Source organism: Microvirga sp. P5_D2 (genome assembly GCF_054049475.1).
Window position 1 is genome coordinate 1 of record NZ_JBFUMH010000084.1, and the last position, 22376, is coordinate 22376.

Below are 22376 nucleotides of genomic sequence, written 5' to 3' on the forward strand. Positions count from 1 at the left end.
GCCGTGCGCCACGCTCTGGTACAGGACATTGTGACCGAATGCGAAGCGGCGGCGCAACGGCGCGGCGTGACCTTCACCATCGAGCCGTTCATGGAGTCGCCCGCGACGCCCATGGACAAGGACCTGATGGTGCATCTCGAAGACGCCGTGAAGAGCATCGGCGTTGCGCCGCTGCGGCTTGCCTCCGGCGCTGGGCACGATGCGGTGGCGATTGCCAATCTCTGCCCCGTCGCGATGCTTTTCGTGCGCTGCAAGGGCGGCGTCAGTCACAACCCGGCCGAGTCGATCACGACCGAGGATGCCGATGCGGCGGCTCGCGTATTGCTTGAAGCCGTCAGAAGGATTGTTGCGTGAACTTCCATCTCGAGCTTCTTGCGAAGCCGCACAATATCGTCCGCCAGATCATCCTCAACGGCCTGACAGATTTCAACCGCAGCTCCTTCAGTCCGGATCTCCAGATCGAGGAACTGGCCGTCGTCATCCGTGCCGTGGATTCGAAGACTATCGTCGGCGGATTATGGGCTCACACGAGTTGGGAATGGATGAATGTCGAACTGATCTTTGTGCCCGAAAGCCTGCGCAAGCAGGGCATCGCCACCAACCTGCTCGCCCTGGCGGAGGAAGAGGCCATGAGGCGCGGCTGTCACTCCGCATGGCTCGATACGCTGAACGCCGATGCACTCCCGCTTTATGAGCGCCTCGGCTACGAGCGCTTCGGCGAATTGAAGGATTTTCCGAAAGGCGGCAGCCGCACCTTCCTGAAGAAGAAGCTCGTCGCCTGAACTTCTCAGCCGCGCCACTCTTCGGAGAGGATGGCCCAGCGCTCGTGGTCGCGCCATTCGCCGTCGATCTTGAGATAGCGCGGCGAGTAGCCCTCGTGCCGGAAACCGAGGCGCTTCGCCAGGGCTTTTGATGCTTCGTTTCCCGGCTGGATATTGGCCTCCAGGCGATGCAGGCCGATCTCATTGAACGCATGTGTGATGACGAGGCCGACAGCCTCGCGCATGAGGCCGCGCCCATTCATGCCGGCGACGGCGTAATAGCCCATATAGGCGTTCTGGAAGAACCCGTGGATGATGCCGGTGAGATTGATGATGCCGACGATGCGGCCGCTTTCGCGCTCGCGGGCGATGAAGCCCATGGCCCTGTCGTTGTCGCAGCGCGTGAGATAGCCGAGGAAGCTCGCCTGATCGCGGCAGGGTGAAACCCAGGGCTCGTGCATGGCGAGACTCGCCAGATTGGCGGCGACGAGTTCCGCCCCATCGCTCGCCCGAACATGATCGATAGTCACGCGCTGCAACATGCGGTTAATCCCTCTTTCAGGAACCATGGCATAGACATCCCGTTGTCGTCAGCCTCTTACCTAAAGGATTTCATTATGCGCATTTTCCTTATTCCTGCCGCCGCATTTTTTCTCGGAGCCGGACTCCTTGCTGCGCCTGAAGCGCAGGCCCGCTTCAGCACGCAGCAGATCGAATCTCCTTCGCTTGTGGACAACGTGGCCTGCGTGACGCGCCGCGTGCGCACCGTACGCCCGAATGGCCGCGTCGTTTATCGCACCGTGCGCCAGTGCGGTGTCCCGGCCTGGCAGCGTCCCGGCAATCGCTGCCGCATCGTTCGTGAGCGCGTTTACCGCCCCAATGGCAGTGTCGTGTTCCGCGATGTCCGTCGTTGCCGCTGAATAATTCCAACCGATAGCAAAAGGCCCGGAGCGATCCGGGCCTTTTCTTATTCCAGAAGGCCAATGGCGCCTTCGACCGCCTCGACCACTGCGCCGGAGCGCACAAGTTCGAGTGCCTGGAGCATCTCCGTCGCATACCAGCGGTCGCCATCGAGAGCTGGCGGGATGACCGCACGAATGGCCTCAAGCGCCGCGCGCGATCCCTTGCCGAGAGGATGATCCTTGGCGAGCGGCTCGACCAACGAGAGAGCCTGTGCCGCCATCAGCAACTCGACCGCCACGATCTGCTCCACGTTCTCCACGATCGTGCGCGCCTTGCGGCCGCACCAGGTGGAGTTCGACACGTGATCTTCGGCATTGGATTTGCCGGGAATGGAATCGACGGAACCCGGCATTGCAAGCCCACGGTTTTCCATGACGAGCGCCGACATGGAGCATTGCACGGTAGCAAAGCCCGTGTTGAGACCGCGTTTTCCCGCGAGCAGGTTGCGCGGTAATCCGTATGACATGGTGGGATCGATCAACCGCGCGAGACGGCGCTCGGAGATGGAGCCGAGATCGGCCATGGCAATGGCGAGGAAATCCATGGCCTGCGCCATGTATTGCCCGTGGAAGTGACCGCCGGAAATCGACACGTAGCCGCCTTCGCCATTGTCGAAGATCAGCGGGTTGTCGGTGGCGGAATTCATCTCCGTGCCGACGATGCGCTCCACATATTCCACCGCCTCAACGGCGGGGCCGTGAACCTGCGGCGTGCAGCGCAGGGAATACACGTCCTGCACGCGAGGAGCCGCGGGCTGGCCGGGCTGGCGCGGCTCATCGGGGAAGACGACGTCGCGAGCGCTTTGCGAGCAGCGCTTCGAGCCTTCAAGAATGCGCAGGAGATTGCGTGCAACCCGGGCTTGGCCTGGATGCGGACGCGCCTTGTGCACGCGCGGATCGAAGGCCGCGAGTTCGCCGCGCATCGCTTCCAGCGAGAGGCACATGGCGATGTCCGCCTGCTTCAGAAGACGGCGCGCATCGCTGGTGGCAAGCGCCGCAAGCGCGAGTGAAGCAGTCGAGCCGTTGATGAGCGCGGAGGCATCCTTCGCGCCGAGATCGAAATCGGGCTCGAAGCCTGCGGTCTTGATCGCCTCGCGCGCAGGCATGAGGCGGCCCTGATAGACCATGTGCGCTTCCTCGAAGCCGCAGACGGCGCCGGCCATATGGGCGAGAGGCGCGAGATCACCGGAAGCGCCGACCGAACCCTTTTGCGGGATCACCGGATGCAGGCCCGCATTGAGGAAGGTGAGCAGGCGCTCGACCAGCTCGACGCGCGGGCCCGAATAGTTCGACGCGAAGGCGTTGGCGCGCAGCAGCATCATCGCCCGCGTCACGTCCTCCGCAAAGGGCTCGCCGATGCCGGTGGCGTGGGCATAGACGGTCTTCTTCTGGTAGGCCGCCATGTCGGCGATGAGGACGCGCTGATCCTTGAACAGACCGACGCCGGTGTTGAATGCGTACATGAGCGGCGCGTCGTCATGCATCCAGTTGCGGTCGATATAGGCCCGCGTCGCGGCGATGCGCTCCCGCGCCTCGGGCGCCAGCTCGGCTTGCGCGAACTGCCCTCCGCTATCGGCGCGCGCCACGCGCACCACATCCCGAATTTCGAGCGTCGCCCCGTCGAGCTTGACCGTCATGGCTGTTCCTCACGTTTCCATGAAAGGGATACCGGGGCTCGCATCGGGGCGCAACAGCCACAACAAAAAGCCCGCCCCGGATCATCCGGGACGGGCTTGAAGGATCAGCGATCCGCCGAGATTAATCGCGGCCGAGGCGCTTGGTGGTCTGGGGGTCGAAGAGGTGGACGTTCACCGGATCGACGGCCAAGGCCAGCTTGCGGGTATCGGCCGCGATCTGGCCCGTGGAGGCCTGGACGACGAAATCCGCGCCTGCCACCTTGCCGTGGAAGAGCTGTGTCGCGCCGAGTTCCTCGACGAAGTCCACATCCATGGAGAGCGAGCTGGAGCCCGCGCCGCCGGCCYGCACGTCCTCGGGACGCAGGCCCACCTCGATGGCGGAGCCGGAAGCCAGACCCTCACGCATGTCGGTCACGGTGATCATCTGGCCACCCACGGACACGCGGCCGGGGCCCTCGACCTTGCCGGGGAGGATGTTCATGGGTGGGGAGCCGATGAAGGTGGCGACGAACCGGGTCTCGGGACGGCGATAGACCTCGGCCGGGGAGCCGACCTGCTCGATCTGGCCGCCGGACATCACGACGAGCTGGTCGGAGAGCGTCATCGCCTCGACCTGATCGTGCGTCACGTAGATGGAAGTGACGCCGAGAGCCTTCTGGAGGCGCTTGATCTCCACGCGCATCTGCACGCGCAGCTTGGCGTCGAGATTCGAGAGCGGCTCGTCGAACAGGAACACCTGGGGCTTGCGCACGATGGCGCGGCCCATGGCGACGCGCTGGCGCTGGCCGCCGGAGAGGGCACGCGGCTTACGCTCAAGGAACGGCTCGATGGCGAGGATGCGGGCCGCTTCCTTCACGCGCTTCTCGATCTCGTCCTTCGGGGTCTTACGGTTCTTCAGGCCGTAGGCCATGTTGTCGTAGACGCTCATATGCGGGTAGAGCGCGTAGTTCTGGAACACCATCGCGATGTCGCGATCGGCGGGCTCCACTTGGTTCACAACGCGATTGCCGATCTTCACCTCACCGCCGGAAATCGTTTCGAGACCGGCGATCATGCGAAGAAGCGTGGACTTGCCGCAACCCGAGGGTCCGACGAGCACGCAGAACGAACCGTCTTCGATGCCGAGAGAAACGCCCTTCACGGCCTCCACATTGCCCGCGTAGATCTTGCGGACGGTATCCAGAGTTACCTCTGCCATTGCCTTGTTCCTTTTAACCTCGACCCGTTCTGCCTTGAAGGCGCCGGGCTCAAAAATTGCATTGTCGATGAGGAGCCCCGCACTGGCGCGCGGGGAACACGCTTGAGAAACGCGCGTCACTTCTCCGTTTCGACGAGACCCTTCACGAAGAGACGCTGCATGAAGATCACCACCAGCACCGGCGGCACCATCGCGAGTACGGCGGTCGTCATGGCGATCTGCCACTCGGTCAGCGCGTCGGTGGTCGTGATCATCTTCTTGATGCCGATGACGATGGTTTGCATCGAGCTCTTGGTCGTGATCAGCAGCGGCCAGAGATACTGGTTCCAGCCGTAGATGAACTGGATCACGAACAAAGCCGCAATCGTCGTGATGGAGAGCGGAAGCAGCGTGTCCTTGAAGAAGCGGAACGCGCCCGCGCCGTCGATCTTGGAAGCCTCCAGCAGCTCGTCCGGAACAGTCATGAAGAACTGGCGGAAGAGCAGTGTGCCGGTGGCGGACGCGATCAGCGGCATGATGAGGCCCGTATAGGTATCGAGCAGACCGAGATCGGCGACGATCTTGTAGGTCGGGTAGATACGCACTTCGACGGGCAGCATCAGGGTGATGAAGATGACCCAGAACGCGGTCTTGCGGAACGGGAACTTGAAGTACACCACCGCGTAGGCCGACAGGATCGAGATCAGGATTTTGCCGAAGGCGATGCCCAAAGCCATGATCAGGGAGTTGACCATCATCATGGAAACGGGTTCGCGGGCGAGCTTGCCGCCGTAAAACAACGCGCGGCTGTAGTTCTCGCCGGCCTGATCGCCGGGAATCAACGGCATGTTGCCGTTGATGATAGTGGCGGTGTCGAAGGTCGACGCCATGATGGCCAGATAGACCGGGAAGGCCACGACGAGGATGCCGATGCCCAGCGTCAGGTAGGCCATGAAGTCTCTAAAGGGACGATTCTCGACCATCAGTACTGCACCTTGCGTTCGACATAGCGGAACTGGATGGCGGTGAGCGCGATCACAATGATCATGAGGATCACCGATTGCGCGGCCGAGAGGCCGAGATCGCCGCCGGAGCGACCGTCCGCGAAAACCTTGTAGACGAGTGTCGTCGTGGATCCGGCAGGACCGCCACCGGTCACGGCATCGATGATGCCGAACGTCTCGAAGAACACGTAGACGATCGTGACGACGAGAAGGAAGAAGGTGGTGGGCGACAGGAGCGGGAAGATGATCGTCCAGAAGCGGCGCATCGGGCCCGCGCCGTCGATGGCGCCGGCTTCGATCACGCTCTTCGGAATCGCCTGAAGGCCAGCGAGGAAGAAGAGGAAGTTGTAGCTGATATGCTTCCAGGTAGCGGAGAGCACGAGCAGGATCATGGCATCCGTACCGTCAAGCATGGGATTCCAGTTGAACCCCATGGCATTGATCGGACGGCCGAGCGTGCCGAGCGTCGGATGGAACATGAACATCCACAACACGCCGGCGATGGCGGGAGCCACCGCGTAGGGCCAGATCAGCAGGGTCTTGAATCCATGTCCGCCGCGCAGGTTCTTGTCAGCCTGGGTGGCGAGCAGAAGGGCTACTGCCAGCGAGAAGAAGGCCACCAGCGACGAGAAGATCACGGTCGTGACCATCGCCCGGTAGTATTCGGGCTGCTCGAACAGAACGGCGTAATTCTCGAAGCCGACGAATTCGGAAGCCAGGCCGAAGGCGTCTTCCCGCAGGAAGGACTGCCAGATCGCCTGCGAGGCCGGCCAGTAGAAGAAAATGATGGTGATGGCCATCTGCGGGATAATCAGCAGAAGCGGCAGCGTCCACCCTGAAAAATGAGCTCGTTTTTCCATCGCGTTAACGGTCGTCCGATGATGAGGCAGATGACGGCATCAACCGGTCTGCGAGGTCTTTGGATAAGATCATCCCGGGCAGCTTTTCCAAACTGCCCGGGATGAAAGGTCGTCACGTCAGGTTCGGCTTAGCGTACGGTACGCTCGAACTGACGGAGGATCTGGTTGCTGCGGTTGACGGCGTTGTCGAGCGCGTCCTTGGCCGACTTCTGACCGGCGAGAGCAGCCTCGATCTCCTCCGAGACCACGTCGCGGATCTGCACCATGTTGCCGAAGCGCAGGCCGCGGGAGTTCTCGGTCGGCTCCTTGTTGGTGAGCTCGAGCAGCGGGGTCTGGAGAACCGGGTTCTTCTCATAGAAGCCGGAAGCCTTGGTCTTCTCGTAAGCGGCCTTCGTGATCGGGAGGTAGCCCGATTCCTGGTGCAGCTTGGCCTGACGGTCCGTGTCGGACAGGAAGGTGAAGAACTTGGCGACGCCCTTGTACTCGTCAGCCTTCTTGCCGCCCATGACCCACAGCGAAGCGCCGCCGATGATGGAGTTCTGCGGAGCGCCCTGGACGTCCGGGTAGTACGGCATCGGCACCGAGGTGAAGTCGAACTTCGCGTTGGCCTTCACGTTGCCGTAGAAGCCCGAGGAGGTGAGGAAGATCGCGCATTCGCCGGAGGTGAAGCGGCCTTCGCTCTTCGAATCGCGGCCCGAATAATCGTAGGTCTTGTCCTTCTGCAGGTCGACGAGGTTCTGCAGATGCTTCACGTGGAACGGCGAGTTGAACTTCATCTCCGTGTCGAAGCCGTCGAGGCCGTTGGCCTTGGTGGCCATCGGCACGTTATGCCAGGCGGAGAGCTGCTCGACATTCGCCCAGGGAGCCCAGGCATTCGAGAAGCCGCAGGTGCTGTGGCCGGCGGCCTTCAGCTTCTTGCCGGCTTCGAAAACCTGGGGCCAGGTCTTCGGGATCTCGGTGACGCCGGCCTTCTTCAGCTCGTCCTTGTTGATCCACATGACCATGGAGGAGGAGTTGAAGGGGAAGGAGAGCATTTCGCCCTTGGCGGTGGAGTAGTAGCCGGTGATAGCGGGCAGGTAAGCCTTGGGATCGAACTTCTCGCCGGCTTCCTTCATCAGCTCGGCGACGGGCTTCACGGCGCCCTTGGCGCCCATCATGGTCGCGGTGCCGACTTCGAAGACCTGGATGATGTGGGGAGCATTGCCCGCGCGGAACGCAGCGATGCCGGCGTTCAGCGTGTCGGCGTACTGGCCCTTGTAGCTGACGACGACTTTGTAGTCTTTCTGCGAGTTGTTGAACTCTTCAGCGAGACGGTTCACGACGTCGTTGTTGGCACCCGTCATGGCGTGCCACCATTGAATCTCGGTCTGCGCAAAGGCGGAAGTGCTCGTCGCGAGGCCGAGGGCCAGGGCGCCGAGGAAGGACTTCTTCATCATATTGGTCTCTCCCATATCATCCCATTGGGGACGTTATTGTCGTTCACCATCCCAGCACGAAGACCGGATGACGTTTTAATGACACATCCATGACAATCATAGCCGGCTTCAAAATGGAAGCCCTTTTCGTTGAAAAGACTTAACATCTGGGGATGGCAAGGGCCCAAAAGCCTCTTCGTTGAGGGAGTATCCAAAGGGAAGAAATGCACCCCATGCTAAGGGATCGCATGCGCCGGCACGGCTTCGGGCCCATGAGCGTTTCATCGGGGACAAACGCGCGGTGCCCGACGGAGACGGTCCGCCGGGCGCATCCGAATCAAGAAGTTGTGATGACCCGGCCGATCCGCCGAAAGTTTTAGATCACGTTGCGCTCGATGAGCGGGCGGTTCGCCAGAACACGCTCGTGGCCCAGCTCCGACAGGTCGAGCGTGCGATAACCGCCATGGACGACGAGTTCCGCCAAGGCACGACCGACGGCAGGCGATTGCTGTAGACCGTGGCCGGAGAAGCCGTTGCACAGATAGAAGTTCGTGAACCCGATCGCCTTGCCGATGATCGCATTGTGATCGATGAGGCTCATGTCATAGGGACCGGACCAGGCGCGGCCGGGCTTGATGGCCTCGAAGGCGGGAACGCGGTTCGCCAGGTTCGGCCAGATGAATTCCTCGAAGAAGGAGAAGTCGATCTCCTGGCTGGCAGGATCATGATCGTGCCAATCGGGATCGAGATCGGTTTCCGGCGACGCGCCGCAGATGAAATGCCCCTCGCCTTCCGGGCGCACATAGACGCCTGACGTGTCGATGAGGAGCGGGCAGTTCTCCACCGCCTCCTTGCAGGAGAAGGTGAACACGTAGCGGCGCTTCGCCTGAACCGGAATCTGCAGGCCCGCCATCTCGGCAACCGCCCGTCCGCCCGAGCCCGCGCAGTTGATGAGCGTGCCGCAGGCGATGCGCGTTCCGTCCTTCAACCGCACGGCCACGATGGTGTCGCCGTCGCGCTCGACCTCCGCTACTTCGCCCTTCACATATTCCGCGCCGAGCGAACGCGCCTTCTTGCGGAAAGCCTGGAGCAGGCCCCAGCCGTCGAACCAGCCTTCGCCCGAACGGCCCCAGGTGCCCGCCGACAGATCCTCCACGTTGAGCCAGGGAAAGCGCGCCTTCAACTCATCCGGCTTGAGGAAAAGAATGTCCGCGCCTTCCGCCGCCTGCAGCGCCTGGTTCTCGCGCAGGATTGGCTCGCCGGCTTCCGACGCGCAATAGAGATAGCCGCCCTCCTTCAACCCGATCTCCGGCCGGTCGCCATCGACCGTGAGATAGTCGGCGATGCTGCGCAGGAACTGGATGCCATAAAGCGAAATGCGGATGTTCACCGCGCTCGAATATTGCTGGCGGATCGAAGCCGCCGACAAAGCCGAAGCGGAGAGCTGATAGGTTGGGTCCTTCTCGATGACGATGACGCGTCCCTTGAAGCCGGAATCGGCCAGGAGATGATAGGCCGTGGAGGAGCCCATGACGGCGCCGCCAACGATCACGACATCGGCAATTTGGGAATCTTGAAATGTCATCGTTCGAACTTCGTTGAAAGAATGATGGAGGACTGCGTGCGCTCCACTCCATCGAGCGCGCCGATCTTGTCAATGGCGGCATCGAGGGAAGGAACATCCTCAGCCTCTACCACCGCCAGGAGATCGAAGACACCGGCGACAGAATGAAGCGCGCGCATTTCAGGCATGCGGTGAAGCGCGGTGACCACGCCGGCTGAGGCTTTCGGCGCGACGACGATGGTCACATGCGCCCGCACCATGCGGCTCGTGACATCTTCCGCAAGACGCAATGTATAGCCCGCGATGACGCCGCGCCGCTCCAGGCTTTCCACCCGGGCCTGAACGGTGGTGCGCGAGAGGCCGAGCCTGCGGGCGGCCTCCGCATGGCCGATGCGGGCGTTCTCCCGCAGAAGGGCGATCAGGGCGCGGTCGGTGGCGTCTAACATCATTATGACCAGTTTTAACGGCAATTCGCCGAAAACTACCCGGCTTTCCGTCAGGATGTCTATGGCAATCTGCACGCCTTTGCCGTCCCTTAAGTGCAGCTAGGGAGGCTTACCATGAAATCCATTCTCGTTATCGGCGCCGGCAAGATCGGTTCCACCATCGTCGATATGCTCAACGACACCGGGGACTACAACGTGACCGTCGCCGACGGCTCCACTGACGCCCTCAAGGCAGTGGCGAAGAACGGCATCAAGACGGTCCAGCTCGATTTCAGCGATGCGGTTGCCCTCAAGAACACCCTGAAGGGCCATTACGCCGTGCTCAGCGCCGCGCCCTATCACCTGACCGGCCATGTGGCCCAGGCCGCGCGTCTCGCCGGCGCAAACTACTTCGACCTCACCGAAGACGTCGCCACCACGCGCATGGTGAAGGAGCTGGCGGACGGCGCGACCACCGCCTTCATTCCGCAATGCGGCCTCGCGCCCGGCTTCATCTCCATCGTGGCGCATGACATCGCGAGCCGCTTCGACAAGCTCGACACCGTGCGCCTGCGCGTCGGCGCGCTGCCGCAATATCCGTCGAACGCCCTCTCCTACAACCTCACCTGGAGCACGGACGGCGTCATCAACGAATATATCGAGCGCTGCGAGGCCGTGGTCGACGGCAAGCTTCGCGAAGTGCCCGCCATGGAAGAGCTCGAGGAATTTTCTCTCGACGGCACGCGCTATGAAGCCTTCAACACCTCCGGCGGCCTCGGCACCCTTTGCGAGACGCTGGACGGCAAGGTGCGCAACCTCAACTACAAGACCATCCGCTTCCCGGGCCACTGCGCCCTGATGCGCGTGCTCCTCAACGACCTGGGCTTACGCAACCGCCGCGAGGTTCTGAAGGACATTCTGGAGAACGCCGTTCCGGCCACCATGCAGGACATGGTCATCGTATTCGTGACCGTGACCGGCGAGCGCGACGGCCGCTACGTTCAGGAAACCTATGCCCGCAGCATCTACGGCCAGAAGGTCGCAGGCACCCAGCGCACCGCGATCCAGGTGACCACCGCCGCAGGCATCTGCGCCATGCTCGACTTGCTCGTCGCGGGCAAGCTGCCGAAGCAAGGCTTTGTGCGCCAGGAGGAGGTCGATCTCGATACCTTCCTCGCCAACCGCTTCGGGCGCGTCTATGCGGGGGAGCGTCTCGACGAAGGCCACGAGCCGGCGGTCAAGAACATCCGGCTTGATGCCGTTGCATGATGATTTGGAACAGGCTCCCCTTGCATGCCAACGGGAGCCTGCCCAGCTTCTTTCCAAATCCGCATGATCCTATTCGGGAAAAGAAGTTCCCAGATTTTGCGATCATGCTTTAAGACGGTGGCTTAAGAAGACCGCCGTCTGTTTCGTTTTGAGATCAAGCGATGGTGGTGGGCTCTTGAAACCGAGCCCGAACCCCGTTCCCATGGGAGATCACGATGTCCGCCCGCGACCAAGCCGCCCTGAAAGCCGTATCCATCACCCCCGCCAGCGTCACGGAGGAGGCCCGCGCCATCCTCGCCCGTCTCGGCGTGCCGGACAGCGCGTTCACCGCCACAGGCCGTCCCGCCACTTCCCCCATCACAGGTGAGGTGATCGTCCACGTCCGCGAAACCACGCCGGACGAGGCCAAGGCCGTCATCGGACAGGCCGATGCCGCCTTCAAGGCCTGGCGCAAGATCCCCGGCCCGAAGCGCGGCGAGTTCGTGCGCCTGATCGGCGAGGAGCTGCGCGCCGCCAAGGACGACCTCGGCCGTCTCGTAACGCTGGAAGCCGGCAAGATCGTCTCCGAGGGCCTCGGCGAGGTTCAGGAGATGATCGACATCTGCGACTACGCGGTCGGCCTCTCCCGCCAGCTCTACGGCCTCACCATCGCCACCGAGCGCGCCGATCACCGCATGATGGAAACCTGGCATCCGCTGGGCGTCTGCGGCGTCATCTCCGCCTTCAACTTCCCCGTCGCCGTGTGGTCGTGGAACGCGGCGCTCGCCTTCGTCTGCGGCGACTCGGTGGTGTGGAAGCCCTCCGAGAAGACCCTGCTCACGGCGCTCGCTACGCAGGCCATCGTCGAGCGCGCCGCCAAGCGCTTCGGCGGCGTGCCGGAAGGCTTGTCCGGCCTGCTCCTCGGCGGTCGCGAGATCGGCGAGATTCTCGTCGAGGATCACCGCGTGCCGATCCTCTCCGCCACCGGCTCCACGGCCATGGGCCGTCAGGTCGGGCCCAAGCTCGCCGCGCGCTTTGCCCGCGCGATCCTCGAACTCGGCGGCAACAACGCTGCCATCGTCGCTCCCTCCGCCGATCTCGATCTCGCGCTTCGCGGCATCGCATTCTCGGCCATGGGCACGGCGGGCCAGCGCTGCACCACGCTGCGCCGTCTCTTCGTGCATGACAGCGTCTATGACAGCCTCGTGCCGCGCCTGAAGAAGGTTTATTCCAGTGTCAAGATCGGCGATCCGCGCACCGATGGCACGCTCGTCGGCCCGCTGATCGACAAGGCCGCTTTCGACGGCATGGAGCGTGCGCTCGATGAAGCCCGCGCTGCCGGCGGCACCGTGCATGGCGGCGGCCGTTTCTCCGATGTGGAAGCGGAAGGCTTCTATGCCCGCCCCGCCCTCGTGGAGATGCCGAAGCAGGCAGGCCCCGTGACGCGCGAGACCTTCGCGCCGATCCTCTACGTGATGCGCTATTCGGATTTCGATGAGGTGGTCGAGCTGCACAACGCAGTGGGTGCCGGTCTCTCCTCCTCGATCTTCACGCTCAACATGCGCGAAGCCGAATCCTTCATATCGGCGGCAGGCTCCGATTGCGGTATCGCCAACGTGAATATCGGCCCTTCGGGCGCCGAGATCGGCGGCGCGTTCGGCGGCGAGAAGGAAACCGGCGGCGGCCGCGAGGCCGGCTCGGATTCCTGGAAGGCCTACATGCGCCGCGCCACGAACACGATCAATTACGGCAACACGCTTCCGCTCGCACAGGGCGTGAAGTTCGACGTGGACGCCTGAACGGCCACATCTTGAAAACCCAGGCGGAGGGCTCATGTGCCCTCCACTTTTTCCTGTTCATATCCACCATCGTGAGCCATCCATGAAAGCGCCCTCCCGCACCGGCGGTCAGATCCTTGTCGATCAACTTCTCGTCCATGGGGTCGATCACATCTTCTGCGTTCCGGGCGAGAGCTATCTCGCGGCCCTCGATGCACTCTACGATGCCGACATCGACGTGACGGTCTGCCGCCAGGAAGGCGGCGCCGCCATGATGGCGGAGGCCCATGGCAAGCTCACCGGTCGTCCCGGCATCTGCTTCGTGACCCGCGGTCCCGGCGCCACCAACGCATCGCCGGGCATTCACATCGCCAAGCAGGACTCGACACCGATGATCCTGTTCGTGGGCCAGATCGAGCGCAGCATGCGCGAGCGCGAGGCTTTTCAGGAGCTCGACTACCGCGCGGCCTTCGGCCCGCTCGCCAAATGGGCCACGGAGGTCGACGATCCGGCGCGCTTTCCCGAAATCATCTCCCGCGCCTTCCATGTCGCGACAAGCGGACGTCCCGGCCCGGTAGTGATCGCCCTGCCGGAGGATGTGCTGACCGAGATGGCCGATGTGGCCGACGCGCCGCGTTATCAGGTCATCGAGACGCATCCGTCCCTGGGGCAGATGGCGGAGTTGCAAAAGCTCTTGCACGGCGCCGAGCGCCCCGTGGTGCTGCTGGGCGGCAGTCGCTGGTCGGAGACCGCCGTGCAGCGCTTCGTGCGCTTCGCCGAGCGCTTCGAATTGCCGGTCGCCTGCAGGTTCCGCCGTCAGATGCTCTTTCCGGCCGATCACCCTTCCTACATCGGCGATCTCGGCCTCGGCGTGAACCCAAAGCTCCTGGCGCGCATCAAGGAAGCGGACCTCATCCTGATGGTCGGCGGGCGCCCGTCGGAGATCGCAAGCCAGAGCTATACCCTTCTGGATATCCCCGCACCCCGGCAGAAGCTCGTGCATGTGCATCCGGATCCAAGCGAGCTCGGCCGGGTCTACGCGCCGCATCTCGCGATCAACGCCTCGCCGGTCGCCTTCACGGCGGCTCTGGAGGCCGTTCATCCGCCGGCAACCCTTCCCTGGAGCGAGGGCACGAAGGCCGCGCATGAGAGCTATCTCGCCTGGAGCGATCCGAAATCCATCCGCCATGCGGGTGCGTTCCAGATGGGCGAGGTGATGGCGCATCTGCGCGAGACGCTTCCTGCCGATACGATCTTCTGCAACGGCGCTGGGAACTTCGCCACCTGGGTGCACCGCTTCTGGCCCTTTCGGCATTACGGCACGCAGCTCGCACCCACCTCCGGCTCCATGGGTTACGGCGTCCCGGCGGCGGTCGGCGCGAAGCGCGTGCAGCCGCAGAGCACGGTGGTGGTGTTCGCGGGCGACGGCGACTTTCTCATGAACGGGCAAGAATTCGCCACCGCCGTGCAGTACGACCTGCCGATCCTCGTGATTCTCATCGACAACGGCATGTACGGCACGATTCGCATGCACCAGGAGCGCGACTATCCAGGCCGCGTTTCCGCGACGATGCTGAAGAACCCAGACTTCGCTGCTTACGCAAAAGCCTTCGGCGGGCATGGCGAACGTGTGGAGCGCACGGAAGATTTCGCGCCCGCGCTCGAACGCGCGCTCGCATCGGGCAAGCCCGCGATCCTGCACTGCCTGCTCGACCCCGAAGCGATCACGCCTTCGATGTCGTTGAGCCAGATTCGCGAGAAGGCATTCGAAAGCAAGAAGTGACGGCGCGGTAAAACGGGTGTCATCCCGGACGGCGCAGCCGATCTGGGATCGCGCGCCAAATATAGCTCCGTGTCATCCCCGCGCAGGCGGGGATCCAGAACCACGACGTTGCAAGAAGGGCACTGCGTGACCCGCTCGCTACGCTCTGCACCCTTGGTGTTTATGGATTCCCGCCTGCGCGGGAATGACAGCGGGGAGGTTCAGGCACCTCACCCTGCCAACGATCCCGGGTTCCGCTGACGCGGCCCCGGGATGACGCTTCCTCGATTTAAGCAGCCTTCGCCTCGTCGAGTCGCTTCTCGACCAGCGTGCGCAGGCTCCGCAAATCCTTCACGAAAGAACGAATGCCCTCGGCGAGCTTTTCCGTCGCCATCGCGTCTTCGTTCATCGCGAAGCGGAAAGTCTTCTCGTCCATGCGCGGCAGGGGCGCGATCTTCTGCACATCGTCCGCCGACAGCTTGCGCGGCAGGTCGCCTTGCGCGTTTGCCAGCTCGTCGAGCAGAGCCGGCGAGATGGTGAGGCGGTCGCAGCCCGCGAGCGCTTCGATCTCAGCCGTATTACGGAAGGACGCGCCCATCACCACGGTCTTGATGCCTTGTGCCTTATAGGACGCGTAGATCTTGCGCACGGAGAGCACGCCCGGATCGGTCTCGCCCGTGTAAGGGCCGCCGCCTGCCTTCACGTGCCAATCGAGAATGCGGCCGACGAAGGGCGAGATGAGGAACACGCCGGCTTCCGCGCAGGCCTGGGCCTGGGCCTGGGAGAAGAGCAGCGTGAGATTGCAGTCGATGCCTTCCTTCTGGAGCACTTCCGCCGCGCGGATGCCCTCCCAGGTCGAAGCGATCTTGATCAGGATTTGCTCGCGCCCGATGCCGCGCGCCTCGTAGGCCTTTATGATGGCGCGCGCCTTGGCAAGCGTCGCCTCGGTGTCGAAGGACAGGTCCGCATCCACTTCCGTCGAGACGCGGCCCGGCACGATGCCGGCAAGCTCGGCGCCGAAGGCCACCGCGAGCCGGTCGCAGATCGCCTCGACCACGCCCTCGCGGGAACCGCCTTGGCTACGGCCCCAGGCCAGGGCCTCTTCGATGATATGGCCATAGGCCGGATTCTCGACGGCCTTCAGGAGCAGGGTCGGGTTGGTGGTGCAATCCTGGGGCTTCAGGCGGCGCACCGCATCGAGGTCGCCCGTATCGGCGACGACGACCGTCATGGCGCGCAATTGGTCGAGCTTGGAGGGCATCGGGATCTCCGTGAATTGGTTTCAGTCACACTTAGTCCGTTACCGGCTCGGCGTGAAGGGAAAAGCGGTCAGACAAAAAGTCCCCTGTTGGCGCGTACGCGGCTGAGAATGAAGGAATAAACCTCCTCCACCCGGCGCAGGCTGCGCACATCCGCATGGGTCACCAGCCAGTAGCTGCGCATGTAGGAAATGTCCGGCAGCACCACCTGAAGTTCCGGGAAGTTCCCCAAGGCGTAATCGTGCAGGATGCCGATGCCGACGCCGGCCCGCACCGCCTCCATCTGGGCAACCACGCTGGCGCATTCGAACCGGCGGGGCGTGAGCTTTTCGAGGCTGGAGAAGTAATCGAGCACCGGACTGTAGAGCAGGTCCGCCACATAGGTGACGAGGGTCTTGTCCGCGAGATCCGACACGTCCGTGATGGGTCCATGCCGCTTGAGATATTCCTTCGAGGCATAGAGCCTGAGGCGATAATCGGTGAGCTTTCGCGACACCAGCCGCCCTTCCGTCGGCTGCTCCAGGGTGATCGCGATATCGGCCTCGCGCTTCGAGAGCGAGAAGGTGCGCGGCAAGGCCACGAGCTGGAGGGTGAGATCCGGGTGGCGCTCGGCCAATGCGCCCAGTTCGGAGGCCAGAAAATAGGTGCCGATGCCGTCCGGCGCGCCAATGCGCACCGTGCCCGACAAAGCGAGATCCGCCCCGCCGACCTCGCTCGCCACAGTCAGCGCCTGGCTTTCCATGCTTTCCGCGTGGGTCAGCAGCCGCTCGCCCTGTTCGGTCAGGGAATAGCCTTGCGGCTTGCGCTCGAACAGCTTGGCCTTGAGCGCCGCTTCCAGTGCTGAGATGCGGCGGGAAACGGTGGTATGATCGGCCTCCAGATGCCGCGCCGCCGCCGTCAATCGCCCGGCGCGGGCCACGGCCAGGAAAAAGCGAAGATCGTCCCAGTCGAAAGCACTCATGGGAGGCTCATACCATATTGGCATTTTCGCACAACGCCGCTTTGTTTTCCCCCATAGAAGTGCGATTTTCACAATGATAGAACAGGGGCAGACGATAACAACCCATCAGGAGAGAGACGCCATGCGCGAGGTCGGACATTTCATCGGCGGCAAGCACGTTCCGGGCCAATCGGGACGCACCACCGAATTCTTCCAGCCCATGACCGGCGAAGTCATCGGCCGTGTCGCGCTGGCTTCCGGCGAGGAACTGCGCCAGGCGGTCGAGAACGCCAAGGCCGCTCAGCCCGCCTGGGCCGCCACCAACCCGCAGCGCCGCGCCCGCGTGATGATGAAGTTCCTCGAGCTCATCGCTCAGGAGACCGACGCGCTCGCCGAACTGCTCGCCCGCGAGCACGGCAAGACCATCGTCGACGCCAAGGGCGACATTCAGCGCGGTGTGGAAGTTGCCGAGTTCTGCACCGGCATCCCTCACCTGCTGAAGGGCGAGTACACCGAGGGCGCGGGCCCTGGCATCGACATGTATTCGCTGCGCCAGCCGCTCGGCGTGGTCGCGGGCATCACGCCCTTCAACTTCCCGGCCATGATCCCGCTGTGGAAGCTCTCCCCCGCCATCGCCTGCGGCAACGCCTTCATCCTGAAGCCGTCCGAGCGCGCGCCCGGCGTGCCTCTGCGGTTGGCCGAACTCATGATCGAGGCGGGCCTGCCCGCCGGCATTCTCAATGTGGTCAACGGCGACAAGGAAGCCGTGGACGGCATTCTCGACGATCCGGACATCAAGGCCGTCGGCTTCGTCGGCTCCTCGCCGATCGCGCAATACGTCTATGCCCGCGCCACCGCCCACGGCAAGCGCGCCCAGTGCTTCGGCGGCGCGAAGAACCACATGATCATCATGCCCGACGCGGACCTCGACCAGGCCGCCGACGCGCTGATCGGCGCGGGCTACGGCTCGGCCGGCGAGCGCTGCATGGCGATCTCGGTCGCCGTCCCCGTCGGCAAGGCGACCGCCGACGCGCTCATGGACAAGCTGATCCCGCGCGTGGAAAGCCTTAAAGTGGGCCCCTCCACCGACCCAAGCGCCGATTTCGGCCCGATGGTCACGAAGGCGCATATGGAGAAGGTTCGTTCCTACGTCGATCTCGGCGTGAAGGAAGGCGCGAAGCTCGTGGTCGATGGCCGTAACTTCAAGATGCAGGGCTACGAGAACGGCTTCTACATGGGCGGCTGCCTCTTCGACGACGTGACCCCCGACATGCGCATCTACAAGGAAGAGATCTTCGGCCCCGTGCTCTCCGTGGTGCGCGCCAAGAACTATGACGAAGCGCTGCGCCTGCCCTCCGACCACGAATACGGCAACGGCGTCGCGATCTACACCCGCGATGGCGACGCGGCCCGCGACTTCGCCGCCAAGGTGAATGTCGGCATGGTGGGCATCAACGTGCCGATCCCGGTGCCGCTGGCCTATTACACCTTCGGCGGCTGGAAGGCCTCCGGCTTCGGCGACCTCAACCAGCACGGTCCGGACGCGATCCGCTTCTACACCAAGACGAAGACCGTCACCTCCCGCTGGCCGTCCGGCATCAAGGAAGGCGCGGAGTTCTCCATCCCGACGATGAAGTAAGCTGGGCTTAAAAGCCAATTCGCAAAAAACTCTTGCCGCCGCTCTCACCCTGGGAGCGGCGGTTTTTGCTTGTCCGGTTCAGGTGTTGCAGTCTTGGGATCTCGCGAACTAGGACGCGAAGCGCATCTCCTTTCAGCGGCCATGATCATTCAGGTCCTGCATCATCCTTGCGTGGTAGCAAAAGAGGAGAACTACAGAATTGTGCGGCATGCGCTAAGATCGCGTCATGCCCCTGATCTCGCCCACCGAAGTTCCTATTGCCGTTCACAACTTGGGCATCGAGGAAGGCGCGGAATTCTCCATTCCGACAATGAAGTGATCCGAGCAACATGACTATCTCCCAGCCAATGCCCGCCCAGCCCCCTCCTGAAACAAAGGCCATGGCCTTTTTGCGGAAGACGCTGATGTGGAGCCTGACAGCGCTTCTGATCGTCGCTGTACCCTCCTGCGTCGTCTCGTTCAGTCCCAACCTGAAGCGCAAGATGTTCGGCCCGGATTATCTGGCGAGCGTCACGCTGGAGCCCGAGAGAGCTACGGTCAGCGTAGAGCTGATGGTCAAGGACCCTTTCGGAAAGGTGGAGTACCAGCGCCGCCTGATTGTAACGGCCCCCGATGGTTCGCAGGTCACCGATGATCTCACGCAGGATCACGGGGGCTTTGCCGCCGCCAATCTTTATCGGACGAAAGACGGGAATCTCGTCCTTGCCGATGCTTTCGATTCCGATCTCATCTCCCTCGCGCCCCTCAGAATAATTCCCTACAGCGAAAACTATTTCGGCAATCTCGACAAAGGGATGTATGGGCAGACAGACTTGCGGAACAAGCCGCCCCCAAAAGATGACAAGCAACATCTCGGAGAGCTTCTGGAATCCAGTTACTTCCACGGACTATTCTATGTCGGCGCCTTTCGCTTGCAGGAAACGCGCGCGGCTGACGGACATCGGAGTCTCGCCTGGTCCTTCGCCCCGGCTTCCGAACAGGAAGAGTTCATCAAAGCCCCTGGCAGCTGACAGGCACACCCGAGGCTGGCGTCCTTGGAAGGCTGCCCTAGATCGAAAGTCATGCTTGCCCCAGGCCCGCGAGGCGTGACGATAAGGCCATGACCCAGTTCTCCTTGACCGAAGACCAGATTGCCGTCCGCGACATGGCCCTTGCCTTCGCGGCGGAAAACCTTGCGCCCCACGCCCTCGAATGGGACGAGAAGAAGCATTTCCCCGTCGATGTGCTGCGGGAGGCGGCCTCTCTCGGCATGGCCGCGATCTATACCCGCGACGACGTGGGCGGCTCCGGCATGACGCGGCTGGATGCTGCGCTCATCTTCGAGGCGCTCGCCACCGGGTGCCCGGCGATCTCGGCCTATCTGTCGATCCACAACATGGTCGCCTGGATGATCGACCGCTATGGGTCGGAGGAGCAGCGCCAGCGCTTCCTGCCTGCCTTATGCACCATGGAGACCATCGGCAGCTATTGCCTCACTGAGCCGGGCTCCGGCTCGGATGCGGCGGCGCTGAAAACCCGCGCGGTGCGCGACGGCGATCATTACATCGTCAACGGCGTGAAGCAGTTCATCTCGGGCGCCGGCACCTCCGACATCTATGTCACCATGGTGCGCACGGGCGAGGAAGGCCCCTCCGGCATCTCGACCCTCGTGATCGAGAAGGATATGCCAGGTGTGTCCTTCGGCGCGCAGGAGAAGAAGATGGGCTGGAACGCGCAGCCCACCGCCGCCGTGATCTTCGAGGATGTGCGCGTGCCCGTCGCGAACCGCCTGTCGGATGAAGGCATGGGCTTCAAGATTGCCATGTCCGGTCTCGACGGCGGACGCATCAATATCGGCGCATGCTCGCTCGGCGGCGCGCAGGCCGCGCTCGACAAGGCGCTGGGTTACGCCAACGACCGCAAGGCCTTCGGCAAGCGCATCGCGGATTTTCAGGCGCTGCAATTCAAGCTCGCCGACATGGCCACCGAACTCGAATGCGCGCGCACCTTCCTGTGGCGTGCGGCGTCCGCTCTCGATGCCAAGGCACTCGATGCCACCAAGCTCTGCGCCATGGCCAAGCGCCTGGCGACCGATACGGGATTCGACGTGGCGAATGCCGCGCTCCAGATTCACGGCGGCTACGGCTATCTCGCCGATTACGGCGTGGAGAAAATCGTGCGCGACCTGCGCGTGCATCAGATTCTCGAGGGCACCAACGAGATTATGCGCCTCATCGTGGCGCGCGATCTGGTGGGTCGAGGCAATCGATGATCCTGCGCACGCTCGGTCTCGGCTTCGGCATCGCCGCGGCAATCTTTGCGCTGTTCTCGCTGGCCGGGCATCTGTTCTTCCTGGAGGGCCGCCGGCCTTTCCAGCTCAACTTCGCGGCGGGCGCAATTCTTGGGCTCTCGCTTGGGCTCGTGACACATCGCATCCTGCGCGTGTCGAAGACCAAGGCGGCGACCGCCATGGCGCTGGTCGCCGTTCCGGGCATGCTGATCATGGCGGCGGTCGGTTCGCACTTCGTCGTATTCTTTCCGGCGCTCGACCCTTCGCTCGACAAGGTCTTCGGCTCCCTCATGCTCTGGTTCTACGCTTTTAGCCTTGCCGGTGCATTGTGGGGCGCGCGCAGCCCGTCATGACGGCGCGGTTTATGCGAACCGCAGCAAACATAACAAAGGGAGGACAACAATGACCAACATCGCCTTCGTCGGCCTCGGCAATATGGGTGGCCCCATGGCCGCCAACCTCGTCAAAGCGGGCCATGCCGTGACCGGCTTCGATCTCATGCCCGCCTCCTGCGATCAGGCGCGCGCCGATGGTGTGAGCGTCGCGGGCTCCGCCGCTGACGCAATGCGCGATGCGGAAGTGGTCATCACCATGCTGCCCGCCGGCAAGCATGTGATTTCCGTGTGGAGCGACATTTTGAAAAGCGCGCAGAAGAACGCGCTGTTCATCGACTGCTCCACCATCGACGTGGACAGCGCGCGCAAGGCTCACGACATGGCGCGCGAGCAGGGCCTGCAGTCGCTCGATGCGCCGGTTTCCGGCGGTGTCGGCGGCGCGAAGGGCGCGACGCTCACCTTCATGGCGGGCGGCGCGAAAGATGCTTTCGACCGGGCCGAGCCCTTTCTCTCGAAGATGGGGAAGAAGGTCGTCCATTGCGGCGAAGCGGGCGCGGGACAGGCGGCGAAGATCTGCAACAACATGATCCTCGGCATCTCGATGATCGGCGTGGCGGAAGCCTTCGTGCTCGGTGAAAAACTCGGCCTCTCGCATCAAGCGTTGTTCGATGTCGCCTCCACATCCTCGGGCCAGTGCTGGTCGCTCACCACCTATTGCCCCGTGCCCGGCCCCGTGCCGACCTCACCCGCCAACAACGACTACAAACCGGGCTTCGCGGCGGCCCTGATGCTGAAGGATCTCAAGCTCGCGCAGGAAGCAGCCCTCGCCTCCGGCGCATCGACCCCGCTCGGCGCGGAAGCCGCACAGCTCTATGCGCTGTTCAACAATGACGGGCATGAGGGCGACGATTTTTCGGGCATCATCAACTTCATTCGCGGGAAGAAGTGATCAGCGGCGCGTCATTCAGCCGGCACGACGAACATTACAAGCCTCCCCTTTCCCGGGTGGGAGAGGGGCAGGGGTGAGAGACCGCCCTATCCGGAGAAGCCTGTAACCCCTCACCCGGACCTAAAAGTCCGACCTCTCCCTCAAGGAGAGATGAAGATCGGCGCCAGACCGACCAAGCTCTCACCCTGTCGGATCTCCCCCGCCCTAAAGCATCGGACTGGAAATTCGACTCCTGGGTTTTGGCCTGGTGCGATCTGTGATTCACTTGCTGGAACGGGAGGTGGATCATGGGTCACTGCTATTCTCTCGATCTTCGGGTGCGGGTGTCCGACTTTGTCGAGGCGGGCCATTCCTGCCGGGCGGCGGCAGGGCACTTTGCCGTCAGCGAGAGC

Annotated in this window: 22 protein-coding genes; 12 read left to right on the forward strand and 10 right to left on the reverse strand. The window is 63.1% G+C overall.

What is annotated here, in order from left to right:
- Positions 1-354, forward strand: a 354-nt coding sequence (locus tag ACXJKO_RS19140; RefSeq protein ID WP_457092670.1) for a M20/M25/M40 family metallo-hydrolase, incomplete at its 5' end; no start/stop codon positions are given.
- Complete coding sequence (locus ACXJKO_RS19145; RefSeq protein WP_457092671.1) at positions 351-782, forward strand: GNAT family N-acetyltransferase; 432 nt, start codon at positions 351-353, stop codon at positions 780-782. The genes ACXJKO_RS19140 and ACXJKO_RS19145, both read left to right, overlap by 4 nt.
- A gap of 5 nt (positions 783-787) precedes the next feature.
- On the opposite strand, the gene ACXJKO_RS19150 is transcribed toward ACXJKO_RS19145, so the two are convergent.
- On the reverse strand, positions 788-1303 hold the full coding sequence (locus ACXJKO_RS19150) for a GNAT family N-acetyltransferase (protein WP_457092672.1): 516 nt from the start codon (positions 1301-1303) through the stop codon (positions 788-790).
- 75 nt (positions 1304-1378) lie between these two features.
- On the opposite strand from ACXJKO_RS19150, the gene ACXJKO_RS19155 reads away from it, so the two are divergent.
- Positions 1379-1681 (forward strand): hypothetical protein, encoded by a 303-nt coding sequence (locus ACXJKO_RS19155; RefSeq protein ID WP_457092673.1) that lies wholly within the window; start codon positions 1379-1381, stop codon positions 1679-1681.
- Between the two features lie 47 nt (positions 1682-1728).
- Here ACXJKO_RS19155 and ACXJKO_RS19160 read toward each other — a convergent pair whose 3' ends face one another.
- From ACXJKO_RS19160 to ACXJKO_RS19190, 7 genes are all read right to left on the reverse strand, one after another.
- Positions 1729-3360 (reverse strand): HAL/PAL/TAL family ammonia-lyase, encoded by a 1632-nt coding sequence (locus ACXJKO_RS19160; RefSeq protein ID WP_457092674.1) that lies wholly within the window; start codon positions 3358-3360, stop codon positions 1729-1731.
- A gap of 121 nt (positions 3361-3481) precedes the next feature.
- Complete coding sequence (locus ACXJKO_RS19165) at positions 3482-4558, reverse strand: sn-glycerol-3-phosphate import ATP-binding protein UgpC (RefSeq protein WP_457092675.1); 1077 nt, start codon at positions 4556-4558, stop codon at positions 3482-3484.
- 116 nt (positions 4559-4674) lie between these two features.
- Positions 4675-5520 (reverse strand): sn-glycerol-3-phosphate ABC transporter permease UgpE, encoded by an 846-nt coding sequence (gene ugpE / locus ACXJKO_RS19170; RefSeq protein ID WP_457092676.1) that lies wholly within the window; start codon positions 5518-5520, stop codon positions 4675-4677.
- Positions 5520-6401 carry a sn-glycerol-3-phosphate ABC transporter permease UgpA gene (gene ugpA / locus ACXJKO_RS19175; protein ID WP_457092677.1) on the reverse strand — a complete coding sequence of 294 codons (882 nt, stop codon included), beginning with the start codon at positions 6399-6401 and terminating at the stop codon, positions 5520-5522. Before ugpA ends, ugpE begins: the two co-directional genes overlap by 1 nt.
- Before the next feature lie 128 nt (positions 6402-6529).
- Positions 6530-7837, reverse strand: a complete 1308-nt coding sequence (ugpB, locus tag ACXJKO_RS19180) for a sn-glycerol-3-phosphate ABC transporter substrate-binding protein UgpB (protein ID WP_457092678.1) — start codon at positions 7835-7837, stop codon at positions 6530-6532.
- A gap of 355 nt (positions 7838-8192) precedes the next feature.
- The gene (locus ACXJKO_RS19185; protein WP_457092679.1) at positions 8193-9401 is read right to left on the reverse strand and encodes an NAD(P)/FAD-dependent oxidoreductase; all 1209 of its coding nucleotides are present in this window, start codon (positions 9399-9401) and stop codon (positions 8193-8195) included.
- The gene (locus ACXJKO_RS19190; RefSeq protein WP_457092690.1) at positions 9398-9826 is read right to left on the reverse strand and encodes an Lrp/AsnC family transcriptional regulator; all 429 of its coding nucleotides are present in this window, start codon (positions 9824-9826) and stop codon (positions 9398-9400) included. Before ACXJKO_RS19190 ends, ACXJKO_RS19185 begins: the two co-directional genes overlap by 4 nt.
- A gap of 114 nt (positions 9827-9940) precedes the next feature.
- Here ACXJKO_RS19190 and ACXJKO_RS19195 point away from each other — a divergent pair, with 114 nt between their 5' ends.
- The 3 genes from ACXJKO_RS19195 (at position 9941) to ACXJKO_RS19205 (ending at position 14614) form a co-directional block, all read left to right on the forward strand.
- Entirely contained in the window at positions 9941-11074 is a 1134-nt protein-coding gene (locus ACXJKO_RS19195) for a saccharopine dehydrogenase family protein (RefSeq protein ID WP_457092680.1), read from the forward strand.
- Positions 11075-11289: 215 nt separating this feature from the next.
- Positions 11290-12852, forward strand: a complete 1563-nt coding sequence (amaB, locus tag ACXJKO_RS19200) for an L-piperidine-6-carboxylate dehydrogenase (RefSeq protein WP_457092681.1) — start codon at positions 11290-11292, stop codon at positions 12850-12852.
- Positions 12853-12934: 82 nt separating this feature from the next.
- Entirely contained in the window at positions 12935-14614 is a 1680-nt protein-coding gene (locus ACXJKO_RS19205) for a thiamine pyrophosphate-binding protein (RefSeq protein WP_457092682.1), read from the forward strand.
- A 268-nt stretch (positions 14615-14882) separates the two neighbouring features.
- Here ACXJKO_RS19205 and tal read toward each other — a convergent pair whose 3' ends face one another.
- Both tal and ACXJKO_RS19215 read right to left on the reverse strand, forming a co-directional pair.
- The gene (tal, locus tag ACXJKO_RS19210) at positions 14883-15854 is read right to left on the reverse strand and encodes a transaldolase (RefSeq protein WP_457092683.1); all 972 of its coding nucleotides are present in this window, start codon (positions 15852-15854) and stop codon (positions 14883-14885) included.
- A gap of 68 nt (positions 15855-15922) precedes the next feature.
- Positions 15923-16813, reverse strand: a complete 891-nt coding sequence (locus ACXJKO_RS19215) for a LysR family transcriptional regulator (protein ID WP_457092684.1) — start codon at positions 16811-16813, stop codon at positions 15923-15925.
- A gap of 121 nt (positions 16814-16934) precedes the next feature.
- Here ACXJKO_RS19215 and ACXJKO_RS19220 point away from each other — a divergent pair, with 121 nt between their 5' ends.
- The 6 genes from ACXJKO_RS19220 to ACXJKO_RS19245 form a co-directional block, all read left to right on the forward strand.
- The gene (locus tag ACXJKO_RS19220) at positions 16935-18431 is read left to right on the forward strand and encodes a CoA-acylating methylmalonate-semialdehyde dehydrogenase (protein WP_457092685.1); all 1497 of its coding nucleotides are present in this window, start codon (positions 16935-16937) and stop codon (positions 18429-18431) included.
- A 404-nt stretch (positions 18432-18835) separates the two neighbouring features.
- Positions 18836-19441, forward strand: coding sequence for a hypothetical protein (locus ACXJKO_RS19225; protein WP_457092686.1), 606 nt, complete (start codon positions 18836-18838; stop codon positions 19439-19441).
- Between the two features lie 89 nt (positions 19442-19530).
- Positions 19531-20682, forward strand: a complete 1152-nt coding sequence (locus tag ACXJKO_RS19230; protein WP_457092687.1) for an isobutyryl-CoA dehydrogenase — start codon at positions 19531-19533, stop codon at positions 20680-20682.
- Positions 20679-21053 (forward strand): DUF5367 family protein, encoded by a 375-nt coding sequence (locus ACXJKO_RS19235; RefSeq protein WP_457092688.1) that lies wholly within the window; start codon positions 20679-20681, stop codon positions 21051-21053. Before ACXJKO_RS19230 ends, ACXJKO_RS19235 begins: the two co-directional genes overlap by 4 nt.
- A gap of 49 nt (positions 21054-21102) precedes the next feature.
- On the forward strand, positions 21103-21984 hold the full coding sequence (mmsB, locus tag ACXJKO_RS19240; RefSeq protein ID WP_457092689.1) for a 3-hydroxyisobutyrate dehydrogenase: 882 nt from the start codon (positions 21103-21105) through the stop codon (positions 21982-21984).
- Positions 21985-22271: 287 nt separating this feature from the next.
- Positions 22272-22376, forward strand: a 105-nt coding sequence (locus tag ACXJKO_RS19245) for an IS630 transposase-related protein (RefSeq protein WP_457092691.1), incomplete at its 3' end; no start/stop codon positions are given.